The organism is Streptomyces himastatinicus ATCC 53653 (assembly GCF_000158915.1).
Classification (GTDB): domain Bacteria; phylum Actinomycetota; class Actinomycetes; order Streptomycetales; family Streptomycetaceae; genus Streptomyces; species Streptomyces himastatinicus.
Map to the genome: position 1 here is coordinate 10,525,903 of NZ_GG657754.1, position 14,843 is coordinate 10,540,745.

At 71.6% G+C, this 14,843-nt stretch carries 11 protein-coding genes and 2 pseudogenes; 6 read left to right on the forward strand and 7 right to left on the reverse strand.

Annotation, left to right across the window (positions count from 1 at the left end; all coding sequences use genetic code 11):
• A pseudogene (locus SSOG_RS44310) lies at window positions 1–1,247 on the reverse strand (YncE family protein); the annotation flags it as partial.
• Between the two features lie 193 nt (window positions 1,248–1,440).
• Here SSOG_RS44310 and SSOG_RS44315 point away from each other — a divergent pair.
• The 4 genes and pseudogenes from SSOG_RS44315 to SSOG_RS44330 all read left to right on the forward strand — a co-directional run bounded on the left by SSOG_RS44315 (window position 1,441) and on the right by SSOG_RS44330 (window position 6,622).
• Window positions 1,441–2,337: a Gfo/Idh/MocA family protein gene (locus SSOG_RS44315; RefSeq protein WP_009720865.1), complete on the forward strand. Its 897-nt coding sequence runs from the start codon at window positions 1,441–1,443 to the stop codon at window positions 2,335–2,337.
• 138 nt (window positions 2,338–2,475) lie between these two features.
• Window positions 2,476–3,219: an HAD family hydrolase gene (locus tag SSOG_RS44320; RefSeq protein ID WP_009720866.1), complete on the forward strand. Its 744-nt coding sequence runs from the start codon at window positions 2,476–2,478 to the stop codon at window positions 3,217–3,219.
• On the forward strand, window positions 3,216–5,561 hold the full coding sequence (locus SSOG_RS44325) for a glycoside hydrolase family 65 protein (protein ID WP_009720867.1): 2,346 nt from the start codon (window positions 3,216–3,218) through the stop codon (window positions 5,559–5,561). Before SSOG_RS44320 ends, SSOG_RS44325 begins: the two co-directional genes overlap by 4 nt.
• Before the next feature lie 27 nt (window positions 5,562–5,588).
• Window positions 5,589–6,622 (forward strand): annotated as a pseudogene (locus SSOG_RS44330) (PHP domain-containing protein).
• Between the two features lie 9 nt (window positions 6,623–6,631).
• Here the strand turns inward: SSOG_RS44330 and SSOG_RS44335 are convergent.
• Together SSOG_RS44335 and SSOG_RS44340 are read right to left on the reverse strand one after the other, a co-directional pair.
• On the reverse strand, window positions 6,632–7,204 hold the full coding sequence (locus SSOG_RS44335) for a YceI family protein (protein WP_009720869.1): 573 nt from the start codon (window positions 7,202–7,204) through the stop codon (window positions 6,632–6,634).
• Window positions 7,205–7,324: 120 nt separating this feature from the next.
• Window positions 7,325–9,250, reverse strand: coding sequence for a glycoside hydrolase family 97 protein (locus SSOG_RS44340; RefSeq protein WP_039940239.1), 1,926 nt, complete (start codon window positions 9,248–9,250; stop codon window positions 7,325–7,327).
• A gap of 167 nt (window positions 9,251–9,417) precedes the next feature.
• Between SSOG_RS44340 and SSOG_RS54520 the strand changes: the two genes are divergently transcribed.
• Window positions 9,418–9,585: a hypothetical protein gene (locus tag SSOG_RS54520; RefSeq protein WP_009720871.1), complete on the forward strand. Its 168-nt coding sequence runs from the start codon at window positions 9,418–9,420 to the stop codon at window positions 9,583–9,585.
• A 1-nt stretch (window position 9,586) separates the two neighbouring features.
• On the opposite strand, the gene SSOG_RS44345 is transcribed toward SSOG_RS54520, so the two are convergent.
• From SSOG_RS44345 to SSOG_RS44360, 4 genes are all read right to left on the reverse strand, one after another.
• Window positions 9,587–10,060: a nuclear transport factor 2 family protein gene (locus tag SSOG_RS44345; protein WP_039942798.1), complete on the reverse strand. Its 474-nt coding sequence runs from the start codon at window positions 10,058–10,060 to the stop codon at window positions 9,587–9,589.
• Window positions 10,061–10,108: 48 nt separating this feature from the next.
• Window positions 10,109–11,827, reverse strand: coding sequence for a right-handed parallel beta-helix repeat-containing protein (locus SSOG_RS44350; protein ID WP_050800205.1), 1,719 nt, complete (start codon window positions 11,825–11,827; stop codon window positions 10,109–10,111).
• A gap of 76 nt (window positions 11,828–11,903) precedes the next feature.
• Window positions 11,904–12,581, reverse strand: coding sequence for a response regulator transcription factor (locus SSOG_RS44355; protein ID WP_009720874.1), 678 nt, complete (start codon window positions 12,579–12,581; stop codon window positions 11,904–11,906).
• The gene (locus SSOG_RS44360) at window positions 12,578–13,828 is read right to left on the reverse strand and encodes a sensor histidine kinase (RefSeq protein ID WP_106516561.1); all 1,251 of its coding nucleotides are present in this window, start codon (window positions 13,826–13,828) and stop codon (window positions 12,578–12,580) included. The genes SSOG_RS44355 and SSOG_RS44360 overlap by 4 nt, the downstream gene beginning before the upstream one ends.
• Window positions 13,829–14,006: 178 nt before the next feature.
• Here SSOG_RS44360 and SSOG_RS44365 point away from each other — a divergent pair, with 178 nt between their 5' ends.
• Complete coding sequence (locus SSOG_RS44365; protein ID WP_245606526.1) at window positions 14,007–14,840, forward strand: CPBP family intramembrane glutamic endopeptidase; 834 nt, start codon at window positions 14,007–14,009, stop codon at window positions 14,838–14,840.
• Window positions 14,841–14,843: the final 3 nt, after the last annotated feature.

The window sequence follows — 14,843 nt, forward strand, 5'->3', positions numbered from 1 at the left end:
GGCCGAGGGAGTAGCGGCCCGGCTGCGGATAGACGGCCAGCCCGTGCGGGCCACCGCCCACCGGGATCCGGTGGCGGAGCCGCCCGGTGCGGGTGTCGATCGCGTACACCTCACCGTTGTAGCGGCCCGACAGCCACAGCACTTTTGCCGTCCGAGGACACGCCGCCCATGTCGGGGCTGGTGCCCCCGGGAAGCCGCCAGCGGTCGGTGAGCTTGCCGGACTTGAAGGACAGCAGGGAGACCGTGCCCTCACCGCGATTGGAGATGTAGAGCGTGCGGGAGTCCCGGCTGACGTAGAGGCCGTGGGCGCCCTTGCCGGTGGGCAGCAGCCGGGGGCGGCGGAAGGTGTCCCCGTTCAGCACCCACACCCCGTTCGCCACCATGTCGGCGATGTACCAGGTCTTGCCGTTCGGCGAGATCTTGACGTCCTGCGGCATGGCCCCCGCGAGCGGCAGCCGCTGCTGACCCACCACCTTCATCCGGGCCGTGTCCACCTTCAGCAGCTCGCCCGAGAATTCGCACGAGACGATGAAGTAGCGCCCGTCGGGGGAGAAGTCCGCGTGGTTGACGCCGAAGCACGTCACCGGCACCGACTTCACCACCCGCATGGTGTGCGCGTCCCGGAACACCAGGGCCCGGTCCTTGGAGGCCATCACCACGGCGTACTTGCCGTTCGGCGTGAAGTACAGGTTGTACGGATCGTGGACGTCCACCGGGCGGCCCACCCGGCCGGTCTTGGGATTGATCGGGGTGAGGGTGTTGCCGAGGTCGTTGTTGACCCACAGCGTCTTCAGATCCCACGACGGCACCACGTGCTGCGGCTGGTGGCCGACCTGGATGGTGCGCACCACCTTGTACGTCTTCGGGTCGATCACGCTCACCGTGTCCGACAGCGTGTTGGGCACGTACACCCGTGACGGAAAGCCCTTCACCGTGCGCGACAGCTTGTTCGGCCGGTCCGCCGCGTACAGGTCCCGCGGATCGAGCGGCGGTGGCATGCCTGGCAGCAGACGGGCGCGGGCCGCTTTCTCGGCCTTCTTGGCCTTCTCGGCCGCGGACTGCGCCCGGGCCGAGTGGTGCGGCGTCGCCGACTTCCGCGGGTGGGAGCCGTGGTCCGGGGAGGAGGCACAGGCGGGCACCGCCGCGCAGCACAGCAGCAGCGCCGCGGCCGCGCGCGTCGCGGTGCGGGGGCGTGGCGGGGCAGGCCGCGTCGCACGGCCCGATGTGGTGGGGGTCGGGCTGGCCACGGACGTCCTCCAGCGGTGAGGGGAGCGCGGCCGTGCCCGGGCTGTGGCGGGGCCGTGGCCCAAGATTGTCACCGCCCCCGCACCCCGGCACCCGCCCACGTCCAAGCAGGTGAGCGGCGTACCGCCCGCGGCGTAGGATCGCGGTCGGCCGCGGGGAGCGCCCCGCGGCGAACCGGGCGAAAGGGCGGGCAGGATGCGCTTCGGACTGCTGGGCACCGGACACTGGGCGGCCGAGACCCACGGCGCCGCGCTCGCCGCGCACCCCGACGCGGAACTGGCCGGGATCTGGGGCCGCGACCCGGGCAAGACGGAGGCGCTCGCCGACCGCTACGGCACCCGCGCCTACGCCGACGCGGACGCGCTGATCGCCGACGTCGACGCGGTCGCCGTGGCCCTCCCGCCGGACATCCAGAGCGACCTCGCCGAGCGTGCCGCGCGGGCCGGTCGCCATCTGCTGCTCGACAAGCCGGTGGCCTTCACCACCACTGCCGCCGACCGGATCGTGGCCGCAGCGGAGGAGCGCTCGGCGGCCTCGGTGGTCTTCTTCACCCGGCGCTTCGCCGCGCCCATCGCATCGTTCCTGGACCGTGCCGCGGCGGCCGGGGGCTGGGACGGCGGCCGGGCCACCGGCTTCGGTTCCATATTCCGGTCCGGCAGCCCCTACGGTGCCTCGCCCTGGCGCCGCGAACGCGGTGGGCTGTGGGACGTCGGGCCGCACGCCCTGTCCCTGCTGCTGCCGGTGCTGGGCCCGGTGGCCGAGGTCACCGCCCTCGACGGGCCGCGGGGCGCCGCGCACGTACTGCTGCGGCACGACTCGGGCGCGGTCGGCACCCTCGCGCTCACCCTGGACGCCGCGCCCGCTGCCGCCGGATTCGGCTGCGACTTCTACGGGGAACAGGGCACGGCCGAGGTGCCCGACCCGGGAACCACGGCGGTGGAGGCGTTCGGCACGGCGGTCGACCGGCTGCTGCGGAGCGCGCGGGACGGCGTGGCCGACCCCTGTGACGTGCGGTTCGGCCGCGAGGTGGTCGCCGTACTGGAGGCCGCCGACCGCTCCCGCCGCGAGGGCCGCACGGCCGTACCGGGCTAGGGCCGGGCTAGGGCCGGGCCGCCGGGAGGCGTCGTACCGGGCCAGGGCCACCGCCGTGCCGGGCTGAGCCCTGGGCCACGGCCGGAGCCGCCGGAGAATCTTCCGCATATTCCGGCGTGCGCGGGGGAACCGGGGGCCATGACCAAGCTCTGCCTCCCGGCGGGCATCCGGGCCTGCCTCTTCGACCTCGACGGCGTGCTGACCCGGACCGCGGTGGTGCACGCGGCGGCGTGGAAGCAGATGTTCGACGAGTTCCTGCGACGCCGCGACGGACCCTCCTTCCGCCCCTTCGACAAGACCACCGACTACGACGAGTACGTCGACGGCCGTCCGCGCGCCGACGGCGTACGCACCTTCCTGGCCTCCCGGGACATCGACCTTCCCGAGGGCAGCGCGGACGACCCGCCCGACAAGGACACCGTCCAGGGGCTCGGCAACCGGAAGAACGTCCTCGTCCTGGAGCGGATCCGGGAGGAAGGCGTCGAGGCGTACCCCGGATCGGTGCGCTTCGCCGAGGCCGCGCGCGCCGCCGGGCTGCGCACCGCGGTCGTCTCCTCCAGCGCCAACTGCCGCGATGTGCTGATCGCCGCCGGTATCGAGCACCTCTTCGAGGTACGGATCGACGGCGTGGTCGCCGCCGAGCGGGGGCTGCCGGGCAAACCGCGTCCGGACACCTTCCTGGAGGCCGCCCGGGAACTGGGCGCGGCCCCCGCCGAGGCGGCCGTCTTCGAGGATGCCCTGGCGGGCATGGAGGCGGGACGGGCCGGTCGCTTCGGCCGCGTGGTCGGCGTGGACCGGGTCGGCCAGGCCGACGCGCTGCGCGAACACGGCGCCGACATCGTCGTCGAGGATCTCGCCGAGCTGCTGGAGGACCCCTCGTGATCACCGATTCCTCATACGCCGTCGATCCCTGGCAGCTGCGCGAGACCGCGCTGCGCCTCGATCTGCTGCCGCAGAGCGAGTCCGTCTTCGCGCTCTCCAACGGCCATGTCGGCTGGCGCGCCAACCTCGACGAGGGCGAGCCGCACGGGCTGCCCGGCTCCTACCTCAACGGGGTGCACGAGCTGCGCCCGCTGCCGTACGCCGAGGCCGGTTACGGCTATCCCGAAGCCGGCCAGACCATGATCAACGTCACCAACGGCAAGATCATCCGGCTGCTGGTGGACGATGAGCCCTTCGACCTGCGCTACGGGCGGCTGCGCTCCCACGAGCGCGTGCTCGACCTGCGGGCCGGGGTACTGCACCGCACCTGCGAATGGACCTCTCCCTCGGGAACCAGCGTGCGCGTGCGCTCGACCCGGCTGGTCTCCCTCACCCAGCGGGCCGTTGCCGCGGTCGCCTACGAGGTGGAGGCGCTGGACGCCGAGGTCCGTGTCGTCGTCCAGTCCGAGCTGGTCGCCAACGAGCAGCTGCCGGAGCGTGGCGGGGACCCCCGGGTCGCCTCCGCGCTGGAGAGCCCGCTGGAGGCTGAGGAGAACGACGCCGTCGACAAACGGCTGCTGCTCATCCACTGCACCGAGGCCAGTAAGCTGCGGGTCGCCGCCGCCGCCGACCACCTGATCAGCGGACCGCCGCCCACCCGCCACGCCAGTGAGAGCGGCGACGACGTCGCCCGCCTCACCGTCACCTCCGTCCTCAAGCCCGGCGAGAAGCTGCGGCTGGAGAAGCTGGTCGCCTACGGCTGGTCCGGCGCGCGCTCCCTGCCAGCCGTACGCGACCAGGTCGAGGCGGCGCTCGCCGGAGCCGCCTCCACCGGCTGGCACGGCCTGGTCGAACAGCAGCGCGCGTGGCTGGAGGACTTCTGGGCCCGCGCCGACGTCGAGGTCGAGGGCGACGCCGAGATCCAGCAAGCCGTGCGGTTCGGCATATTCCACGTCCTCCAGGCCGGTGCGCGCGCCGAGGAACGCGCCATCCCCGCCAAGGGCCTCACCGGCTCCGGCTACGACGGGCACTCCTTCTGGGACGCCGACACCTTCGTCCTGCAACTGCTGACCTACACCTTCCCCGAGGCCACCGCCCAGGCGCTGCGCTGGCGCCAGTCCACCCTGCCCGCCGCCCGGGAGCGGGCGCGCCAGCTGGGCCACGAGGGCGCCGCCTTCCCCTGGCGCACCATCGACGGCTCCGAATGCTCCGCCTACTGGCCCGCCGGCACCGCCGCCTTCCACATCAACGCCGATGTGGCCGACGCCGTGGTGCGCTACATCGCCGCCACCGGCGACGAGGAGTTCGAACGCGAAACCGGGGTGGAGATACTGGTGGAGACCGCCCGGCTGTGGCGCTCCCTGGGCCATCACGACCACCACGGCCGCTTCCACATCGACGGGGTGACCGGCCCGGACGAGTACAGCGCCATCGCGGACGACAACGTGTACACCAACCTCATGGCCCAGTCGAACCTGCGCGCCGCCGCGGACGTCGTGGAGCGCCACCCCGACAAGGGCTCACTGCTGGGTGCCGACGACGAGGAGGCCGCCACCTGGCGGGACGCGGCCGAGGCCATGACGGTCCCGTACAACAAGACGCTGGGCGTCCACGAACAGTCCGCCGACTTCACCGGCCACCAGGAGTGGGACTTCCAGAACACCCACCCCAGCCAGTACCCCCTGATGCTCCACTTCCCCTACTTCGACCTGTACCGCAAGCAGGTCGTCAAACAGGCCGACCTGGTGCTGGCCATGTATCTGCGCGGCGAGTGCTTCACCCCCGAGGAGAAGGCCCGCAACTTCGCCTACTACGAGCATCTGACCGTCCGCGACTCCTCCCTGTCCGCCTGCGCCCAGGCCGTCATGGCCGCCGAGGTCGGCCATCTGCGCCTCGCCTACGACTACCTGGGCGAGGCGGCCCTGATGGACCTGCGGGACCTGGAGCACAACACCCGCGACGGACTGCACATCGCCTCGCTGGCCGGTACCTGGATGGCGCTGGTCGCCGGGTTCGGCGGGATGCGGTACCGCGAGGGCAGCCTGTGCTTCTCGCCCAAGCTGCCGGAGAAGCTGGCCCGGCTGGCGTTCAGCGTGCAGGTGCTGCGACGGCGGCTGCGGGTGGAGATCACCGACCTCACCGCCACCTACACGCTGGTCGAGGGCGCACCGCTGGAGATCCAGCACTACGGTCGGCCCATCACCGTCTCCGACAAGTCGCCGCAGACCTGCGACGTGCCCGAACAGACCGCCCGCGCCGAGCCCCGGCAGCCTCCGGGCCGCCGCCCGGACCGGCGCGCCTGAGGTGCTGTAAGGACAATGGAGGGCGTGGTGGACCCGCTGACGGCGCTGGACCGGATCGCGTTCCTGCTGGAGCGCGAGCAGGCACCGACGTACCGCGTGCGCGCCTTCCGCAACGCCCAGGCGGTGCTCGCCGAGCTGTCCCCGGACGAGGTGGAGCGACGGGTGGCGGCGGGCACCCTCGCCTCGCTCAAGGGCCTCGGCCCCAAGACCTCACAGGTGGTCAAGGAGGCGCTCAAGGGCGAGGTGCCCGCCTATCTCCGGAAACTGGAACCCCGGTGGCGGTGAGGGCGCTGACCGGCCCGAACGCCGCTGCGGACGAACTGTGCGCCGCGCTGCGCGGCGACTGTCATCTGCATTCGGACTGGTCCGACGGCGGTTCCCCGATCGAGCTGATGGCCCGTACCGCCGCCCGGCTGGGCCATGACTGGGCCGTGCTGACGGACCATTCCCCGCGGCTGACCGTCGCCCGGGGGCTCTCGGCGGACCGGCTGCGCGAGCAGCTGGACGTGGTGGCGGCGCTCAACGAGAGGTTGGCCCCGTTCCGGCTGCTGACCGGGATCGAGGTCGACATCCTGACCGACGGCTCGCTGGACCAGGAGCCCGAGCTGCTGGACCGGCTGGACCTGGTGGTGGCCTCCGTCCACTCCAAGCTGCGGATGGACGCGCGCCCGATGACGCGCCGGATGGTGGCCGCGGTCAGTGATCCGCGCGTCGATGTGCTGGGGCACTGCACCGGGCGGCTGCTGGGCGGCAAGCGGCCCGAGTCGGCGTTCGACGCCGCCGAGGTCTTCGCGGCCTGCGCGGAGTCGGGCACCGCCGTGGAGATCAACTGCCGGCCGGAGCGGCTGGACCCGCCGCGGCGGCTGCTCCGGGAGGCCGTCCAGGCGGGGACGTTCTTCTCGGTCGACACCGACGCCCATGCGCCCGGCCAGCTCGACTGGCAGATCAACGGATGCGCCCGGGCGGTGGAATGCGGCGTGCCGAAGGAACGGATCATCAACACCTGGACGGCCCGGCAGCTGGGGGAGTGGACCCGCACCCGTAAGCCCCCGGGCGGTTAGCCCAGCGGCTCAGGCACGGCTGCCCGCGGGGTCGAGAACGGCCTCGACGTCGATGGTGATGTCGACCATGTCGCTCACCACGACCCCGCCCCGGTCCACCGTGTCGTTCCAGGACACCCCGAAGTCGTGCCGGTTGACCCGGCCCGTCGCGAGGAAGCCCGCCCGCCGCCGCGGCCCCAGGTCCCGGTCGCCCTCCCACCAGGGCGTGCCCCACTGCCCCAGATAGGCCACGTGCAGCGGCACCCGGCGGGTGACACCGCGCACCGTGAGATCGCCCGCGACCTCGAACTCGGTTTCGCTCAGCTGGGTGACACCCGTGCCGGTGAACGTCCACGTCGGATGGTGCCCGACGTCGAAGAAGTCCGCGCTGCGCAGATGCGCGTCCCGCTGCGGCTGCCCCGTGTACACCTGCGTCGCGTCGATGGTCGCCTCGATCCGGGCGTCCTCCGGCTGGTCCGGATCCACCTCGATCGAGCCCTGAACGTTCTTGAACTGCCCACGCACGTACGTGACCATCATGTGCCGGGCCCTGAATTCGGCGGCCGTGTGGCCGGGCTCGAAGAACCATCTCGTGATCGCCATATCCGCTTCCTGACGTCTGATCCGCTCGGTCGCCCCGGAACGATCATGCGTCAGACGCGCGGAATCCGCCGCTCCGGCGGCGGCACGGTCACCGTGGTGTCCATGCCGCCGCCGCGCGCGTCAGGACGGCCGGTCGCAGCTGGTGACGCCCGGACGCCAGCGGCAGGCGATGGCGGCGAATCCGCCGTCCTTCACCACCGGGACGGACAGGGTGTCCCCGCCGCGCACCACCCGTGGCTCGCGCGCCAGGCCGTCCGCTCCGTCGAGGACGAGGTCGACCAGCCACTTCCCCCGGCCCAGCCGCAGCGGCATGGTGGCGGTGTGCGCGTCGCCGGTGAAGGTGCCGCCGATGAACCAGCGCTCGCCCTTGGCGCGCGCGAGCACCGCGCTCTCACCGGGACGCCCCGCCAGCAGCCGGGTGCGGTCCCAGGAGGCGGGTATCTGCTCCAGGAAACGCCGGGCCTGCGGACGGGCGTCGTACGACTCCGGGGTGCCCGCCAGGTTCTGGATCCCCGACTCGTACAGCACCGACAGGCCCAGCTCGCCCGCGTCCGAGGCCGCGTTGGGGCGCTCGGCGCGGTGGAAGGCGCCCGGGGTGAAGTCCATCGAGCCGATGACATTGCGGGTGAACGGAAGCGTCGCCAGGTGCTCCGGGGTGTTCACCCGCTTCTCCTCACCGTTGACGCCCTCCATCGTCATCACCTGCGGCCAGGTGCGCTGGATGCCCTTGGGGATGGTCGAGCCGTGGAAGTTGACGAGCAGATGGTGGGCCGCGGTGGCCGGAAGGATCTCGTCGTACCAGCGCAGCGTCTGCTGGGCCTCGGAGTCCATGAAGTCGATCTTCACCCCCTTTACGCCCCACTTCTCCAGGGTCGGCAGCCACTGCTCGCGCTCCTCAGCGGTGTCCAGATCGCGCTGGTGGATCCAGACCTGGATGCCGACCTTGCGCTGTTTGGCGTACCGGACCAGCTCCGGGATCCAGCTGTTGCGCTGCCAGTCGGGGTCGGTGACGTCCCACTGGTCCGGGTCGAAGTACCAGCCCGCGTCCACCACCACATACGGCCAGCCGCGGGCTGCCGCGTAGTCCACGTACCCCTTCTGCATCGACAGGCTCTGCCCGGCCGGACGCCCGCCCGCGAGCCAGGTCCACAGCGCGGGCCCCGGCCGGATCCACGAGGTGTCGGCGACCTTCGAGGCGGGAGCCAGATCGTCGGTGAAGGTGGACTCGGTGACGGTCGCCAGATCGCCCACGACCATCGCACGCCACGGGGTGCTGAGCGGACCGTCGGACTCGACCCGCTGGTCCCACAGCCCGATGCGGTACGTCGGGGCGCCCTCCTCGTGGACCAGGCGGGCGGCGGAGTAGCGGCCGGTGAGGTCCGATTCGGCGATCAGGGCGTAGGTGCCGCCCGTCTGGAACAGGGCCTGCGCCATGTACTCACCGGCGGGCGCGGTCGCCGCGGTGTACTGCTTGAACAGGTTCTCATTGTCCTTGCGGTACGTGCCGAGCCACGCGTCCGCGTCCGCGGGCAGCGTGAACGCCGAGGTCTCGCCCAGCACATCACCGCTGCCGGACGGCAGGACATAGCGATAGGCGACCCCGTCGGCGGACGCCCGCACCAGCACGTCCAGCCGGGCGCCGCCGTCGCCCCGGAACCGGAAGCGCGCCTCGGTCATGCGGTATGCGCGCGAGCGCTCCTTGCCGACCGTGGACCGGTACTGCCCGGCCACCGTACGGTCGCTGCGGCCTACGAACCGCAGCCCGCGCGACAGGTCCGCCCGCTCGGTGACGATGCCCACCGGCGAGGGCTCGACCACCGTACGACCGGATCGCGACACCTGAAGCGTCAGCGCGCCCGAGGCCCGGTCCAGCCGTAGCCGGGCGAGCGGACCGGAGTCGGAAGCGCGTGGCGACGGCCCGCTCACCGTCCACGCGGAGTCCCGCACCTGCCCCTTGGCGCGCGCCGGGCCCGTGACGAACAGCGTCATGGCCAGCGCGCCGCACAGGAGAAGGACCAGGGTGGAGCGTCTGACAGATCTCTCCATGTTTGCCTCCCGAGGCGGACACGTTACCGATTCATCCGACAACTGGGGAGACCTGGAACCGAATGACCCCCCATCAAGCCCGCATCGCGGCCGTATAGATCCGATCTATCCGTCTCATGGCACCCTGATAAGCCTCGCCCAACGATCCGGAGAGAGGGACCCCGGCGATGAGCGACACCGACCCCCGGCAGCCCTCGGACCGCGCCCCCGCCGAACCCGAAGGCGGGGACGCCGCCTGCTGGCTGGACCGCGTCTGCGCCGCATGCGGCGCCATCCAGGACACCGTCCCCTTCGACCGCTGCCAGCGCTGCGGCGCGGACGCGGAGGACCACTGACTCAGCTCCGCTCCGTGCCCCCGAGCCGCTCGGTCTCCCCGCCGAAGGCCAGATGCGTGGTCCGCGAGGCCAGCAGCCACCGCCCCTCCACCCGGCGGAACGCGTCCTCGTAGTGCCCCACGTTGACCGGCGGCCGCGGCGGAACGATGCCCCCGCGATAGCCGTCGACCCGGTACGTCGCGAAATACGACGTCGCATGGGCCGTCGTCGCGGAGTCCACCGTCACCAGGACGTTGGAACACACCCGGCGCGACAGCCGGTCCGCGGGCCGCGAGGCGAAATACTCCCGCAGCGCCTCCCGCCCCCGCACCAGACGCTCCCCGGCGGGCCACTCCCATATCCCGTCGAGGGTGAACAACTCCGCCACCGTGCCCGGTTCCCCCAGATCGAGCCGCCGCAGGAACTCCACGAGCAGCCGCTCACAGGCACGCTCGGCGAGCAGCCGCTCCATCGGATCGAGTGTCCCGGTCTCCATCTCCGCCATGTCCTCACGGTACGAGGCACCACTGACAACCCGCAGCGATTATCGCGGGCCCTCGATCGCGCCGAGGTCGGGTGCGCCGCGGTAGAGGGGGGTGCCCCGGTAGTCGCGGCCGCCGTTGTCGGGGGTGGGGGCGCCGGTGTCGATCAGGGGGGAGCCCGGGCGGGGCGCGAAGGCCAGGCCGGTGCGGAGTTGCGGGCCGCTGGTGGGGGTGCCGTACGGGCCCGAGACGGCCGGGTTGACGAACAGCGGGTCGCCGGTGCGCGCCTGGGTGTCGGCGGCGGGGACCGGCAGCGGGGCGCCGCCGTAGAAGTTGCGGGCGTAGGTGATGGTCGGGCTGGTCGTCAGGGTCGCGTCGGCGACCGCCGAGGAGAACACGTTGTCGTGCAGGTTGTAGCGCGCGTTCAGCGAGGAGCCGTAGCCGTAGACGAGGTACTTGCTCGACGCGTTGTGCACGGTGTTGTTGTAGACCTCGGCCGACGCGGCCTTGTCCGAGTGCAGATACAGCGGATACCGCGAGTTCCCGTTCAGGACGTTGTAGCGCACCACGACATCGCCGAAGGCGAACTGGCAGAGCAGGATGCCATCGCCGTTGTCATGGGCGAAGTTGTACTGGATGACGACCCGCGTGGTGCCCTTGTCCGCGTCGATGCCGTTGGAGTCCGCGCCCCCGGCCTTCCGTTCCGTCCGGTACACCTCGTTGCGCTGGATCACCACGTCGTCCGCGTAGTACGCCTCGATGCCCGACGTCCCCGCCTGGTCGACCACATTGCGGTCGACCACCGCGCCGCGGACGTTGGTCAGATACATCGCGTTGCAGCCGTACGCGGTGCCGCCCTGGGAGACGTAGTTGTTCCGGATGGTGATGTTCGTATGCGGGGTGAACGTGGTGTCGGAGGCCGAGGTCCGGGTGCCCCAGCCGGTCGGCTTGGCGACCGGGTTGCCGTCCGCGTCCTTCAGGTCGCCGGTGTACTGCTTCACGACGATGCCCGCGAACGAGGTGTTGCGCACCGTGGAGTTCTGCACCCGCACATCGTGCAGAACGGTCGGGGCGGTGGGCGGTGCCGTGATGTCGGGCACCGTGGTGTCGAAGACGATGCCGCCGGTCCTCTTCGACCGGTCCCAACCGGTCTTGAAGCGCACGCCCGGGGCGTTGCCCGCGGTGTCGCCGCTGATCCAGTTCACCTCGCCGGTGACATCGTGGACGTCGACCCTGTCGATCACGAAGTGGTCCAGCTGCCGTGAGTCGTCCCCGGACACATGGATGCCGCGCAGATCGCGCAGATTCTCGCCCGGAGTCCCCGTGGCGGGCAGCGCGTTGCTGACGTCGAGGTCACGGATCTCCCAGTACTCCTGGTTGAACAGCCGCACCGCGTCGTCGACCTGGCCCTCACCCTGGATCCGGGGCTTGGGGCCCGGACCGTAACGGCCGATCGAGATGGGGTGGTTCCGCTCGCCCGAGCCCTTCGGCCACAGCTGCCCTTTCCAGGAGCCGCCGCCCTTCAGCAGGATGCGGTCACCTGGCCGGAACGTCGTCCGGCCGATCTGCTCCAGGCTGCGCCATGCCGCGCGGGCGCTGGTGCCGGACGCGTCGTCGCTCCCGGAGCGGGAGTCGACGTAGTACGTGGTGCCCGAACCTGCCACCGTGGCCTGAGCTTGGGCGGGGAGCGCCGTGAGCGTGGCGGCGGCGCCGAGGGCGGCGGCCGTGAGCAGGCCGAGCGGCCGCCGGCCGGGTCTGACGGAGCGTCGTCCAGAGGTCATCACGCCATAGAAAGCGCTGTCATCAGTGGTGTCAAGGTGCCTGCCGCGTACGCGACTTGATCGCGAAACCGCTTTCTCACCTCCCGGGTGCGAGTCCCGCCTCGAAGGCCAGGATCACCGCCTGGGTCCGGTTCCCGGCGCCCAGCTTGGTCAGCACATTGCCCACATGCGTCTTGACGGTCTCCAGGCTCACCGTCAGCACCTCCGCGATCTGCTGGTTCGTCAGCCCCTCCGCCATCAGCCGCAGGATCTCCGCCTCCCGGCGGGTGAGCGCCGCCACCCGCGCCGCGGCCTCCCGCCGCGGCGGGCGCCCGGTGGTCAGCCGGGCGACGGCTTCGGGGAAGAGGACGGAATCCCCGCTGGCCACCAGCCGGATGGCATGGGCGATCTGCTGGGCCGGGGCCCGCTTGCGGATGAATCCGCTGGCACCGGCCTCCAGGGCGTCGTACACATACTCGTCGTTCTCGAAGGTGGTGATCACGATGACCTTCGGCGGTTCCGCCGACGTGGCCCGCAGCCGCCGCGTGGCCTCGATCCCGTCGACGATGGGCATCCGTGCGTCCATCAGCACCACGTCCGGCTGCAACTCCTCCACCAGCGGCGGCACTTCGGAGCCATCGGCGGCCTCGCCGACCACCGTGAGATCGGGCTTCGCGGACAGCAGGGTCCGCAGCCCGGTACGGGTGAGTTCCTCGTCGTCCACGACGAGCACGCGCACCGTACGGCCGACAGCGGCAGCCTCTTCGGTGTTCACCGCGCAGCCCCCAGTGGCAGCCGTGCCACCAGCCGCCAACGGGCCCGCCCGTCCCCGGCGTCCTCCACCGGCCCGGCGGACACCTCGCCGTTCAGCAGCCGTACCCGGTCGGCGATCCCGGTCAGACCCTGACGCGGCCGCCCGCCCCGGCGGAAACGCGCCGCGCCGCCCACCAGGTTGACGAGTTCCACCTCCAGCAGGTCGTCCCGGGCGGTGACCCGCAGCGTGATGCCCGCCTTCGCGCCGTGCCGCAGCGCGTTGGTCAGTCCCTCCTGGACGATGCGGTACGCCTCGCGCGACACGGTCGCCGGGACGCGGTCCAGGCCGCCCTCGGTCGTCACCTCCAGCGACGCGCCAGCCTGCCGCACCGATTCCGCGAGCGCGCCGAGGTCGGCGAGGGTGCGCGCGGGTGAGGTGGGCGCCTGCTGTTCCCGCAGCGCGCCGAGGACGTGGTCGAGGTCGTCCATCGCCGCGCGGGCCGTCTCCTCGATGGTGTTCAGCGCGCGCCGCGCCGCCACCGGATCACGCTCCAGCAGTTCGCTCGCCACCGCCGCCTGGATGGTGGAGGCGGTCAGCGTATGCCCGATGGAGTCGTGCAGCTCCTGCGCCAGCCGGTTGCGCCCGGCCAGCACCCGCGCCCGCTCCTCGGCGGCGGCCGCTCGCTCGGCGGGCCGGTGGTCGAGCAGGACCGGAGCCAGCAGCCGGAGCCCCGCGGCGGCGACCGCGGTCAGGTAGGCGGCCAGCAGCAGACACAGGGCGGCGACGGCCGGGCTCCACGCTCCGGCCACACCCGCCGTCACGGTGACATGGCTCCCGAGGACGGCGACCCGCCCTCCACCGTTCAGCCAGACGGCCGGAAACGTGACCGCGGCGAAGGCCAGCACCCCGGTCACCGCCGTCGCCGCCACGCCCACCGCCGCATGCGGCACCAGCCAGGCCGCCGTACGCACCCGGTCGGCCCACCGGGATCGGGCCGATACGGCGGCGGGGGCGGGCAGTTCGGTGCCCAGCAGCCGGTTGGCCAGCGTGACGCATCCGCGGCGCGCCGCGCGCAGACTGCCCATGACGGCGAGCACCACGACGAGCGCGAGCGTGAAGCCCGCGATACGGCCGGGAAGCGGCCACGTCGGCGGTGCCGAAAGCACCGCCACCACCAGCGGCGGCACGCTCAGTGCCGCTCCGAGAAACGCGTAAGCCCAGCTTCGATAAGTGGCGCCATCGAAAAGCGGGCGCATCAGTGTGCGCATGGCCCGAACGGTAGCGGTGCCCAGGTGCGGACTGCCTCCCCCGAAAGAGCCAGCCGGCACTCGCGACACCGGGGGAGACGGATTTCGCTCGCGGCAGCGATGCGCCCACTCGCCGCCGGACGGCAGTTTTATCCGCAGATTGATCCGTGCTCACTGCTCAGGAAAGGGATGCGCGTTGATGTCATCGAAAACCAGAGGGCTTGTGGTATTCCTCGCCCTGTCCTTCGGCGGGACCTGGCTGTGGCTGTTCGTGGCGTACGAGGTTCTGGGCCTGTCCGCACTGAATCCGCTGTTGCAGCTTCCGGCCTTCTGCGTTCCGGGCATCGCGGCGTTCGTCGTACGGCGCTGGGTCACCCGGGAGGGATTCGCCGACGCGGGGCTCCGGCTCCGGCTGAAGAGGGCCTGGCCCTACTATCTCCTGGCCTGGTTCGGCCCGTTGGCGATCGCCGCCATAACCCTGGCCCTTGCCGCCGCACTCGGCCTGTGGCGCCCGGACCTCGCCCCGCTGGACGAGATCGCGGACGGCGTCCCGGGCTGGGCGGCGGTGCTCGCCCTGATGCTCGCGCTTCCGCTTCTCACCCCGGTGTACTGGGGTGAGGAGTTCGGCTGGACCAGCTATCTCCGACCGCGGCTCTTCGGCGGCAGAATGGCGCCATCGGTGATCGTGACCGGGCTCATCTGGGCGTCCTGGCACTATCCACTGGCCTTTATCGGCTATGTCGAATTCCCCCGGCTCTTCCTCGGGCTGCTGGTGTGGACCCTCTGCTTTCAGTTCCAGGAGACCGTTCTCGCCTGGCTGTTCATGCGCAGCGGCACCATATGGACCGCGAGCCTGGCCCACGCGGGAAACAACATGGTCCTCTTCCTGCTCACCGGCCAGCTACTCGGCAGCGGGGACGACGGTCTCGGCATGGTGGGCGTCACCCTGCTGACCATGATCCCCCTGGCCGGGCTCAGTCTGTGGATCGCCCTGCGCCCCAATCGGACTGTAGCGTACGAAAGTTCGCAATGACAC

Coding starts and splice junctions, on each gene's coding strand:
- SSOG_RS44365 (WP_245606526.1), top strand. CDS start 14,007: ATGTCATCGAAAACCAGAGGGCTTGTGGTATTCCTCGCCCTGTCCTTC.
- SSOG_RS44315 (WP_009720865.1), top strand. CDS start 1,441: ATGCGCTTCGGACTGCTGGGCACCGGACACTGGGCGGCCGAGACCCAC.
- SSOG_RS44360 (WP_106516561.1), bottom strand. CDS start 13,828: ATGCGCACACTGATGCGCCCGCTTTTCGATGGCGCCACTTATCGAAGC.
- SSOG_RS44340 (WP_039940239.1), bottom strand. CDS start 9,250: ATGGAGAGATCTGTCAGACGCTCCACCCTGGTCCTTCTCCTGTGCGGC.
- SSOG_RS44335 (WP_009720869.1), bottom strand. CDS start 7,204: ATGGCGATCACGAGATGGTTCTTCGAGCCCGGCCACACGGCCGCCGAA.
- SSOG_RS44350 (WP_050800205.1), bottom strand. CDS start 11,827: ATGACCTCTGGACGACGCTCCGTCAGACCCGGCCGGCGGCCGCTCGGC.
- SSOG_RS44320 (WP_009720866.1), top strand. CDS start 2,476: ATGACCAAGCTCTGCCTCCCGGCGGGCATCCGGGCCTGCCTCTTCGAC.
- SSOG_RS44345 (WP_039942798.1), bottom strand. CDS start 10,060: ATGGAGACCGGGACACTCGATCCGATGGAGCGGCTGCTCGCCGAGCGT.
- SSOG_RS54520 (WP_009720871.1), top strand. CDS start 9,418: ATGAGCGACACCGACCCCCGGCAGCCCTCGGACCGCGCCCCCGCCGAA.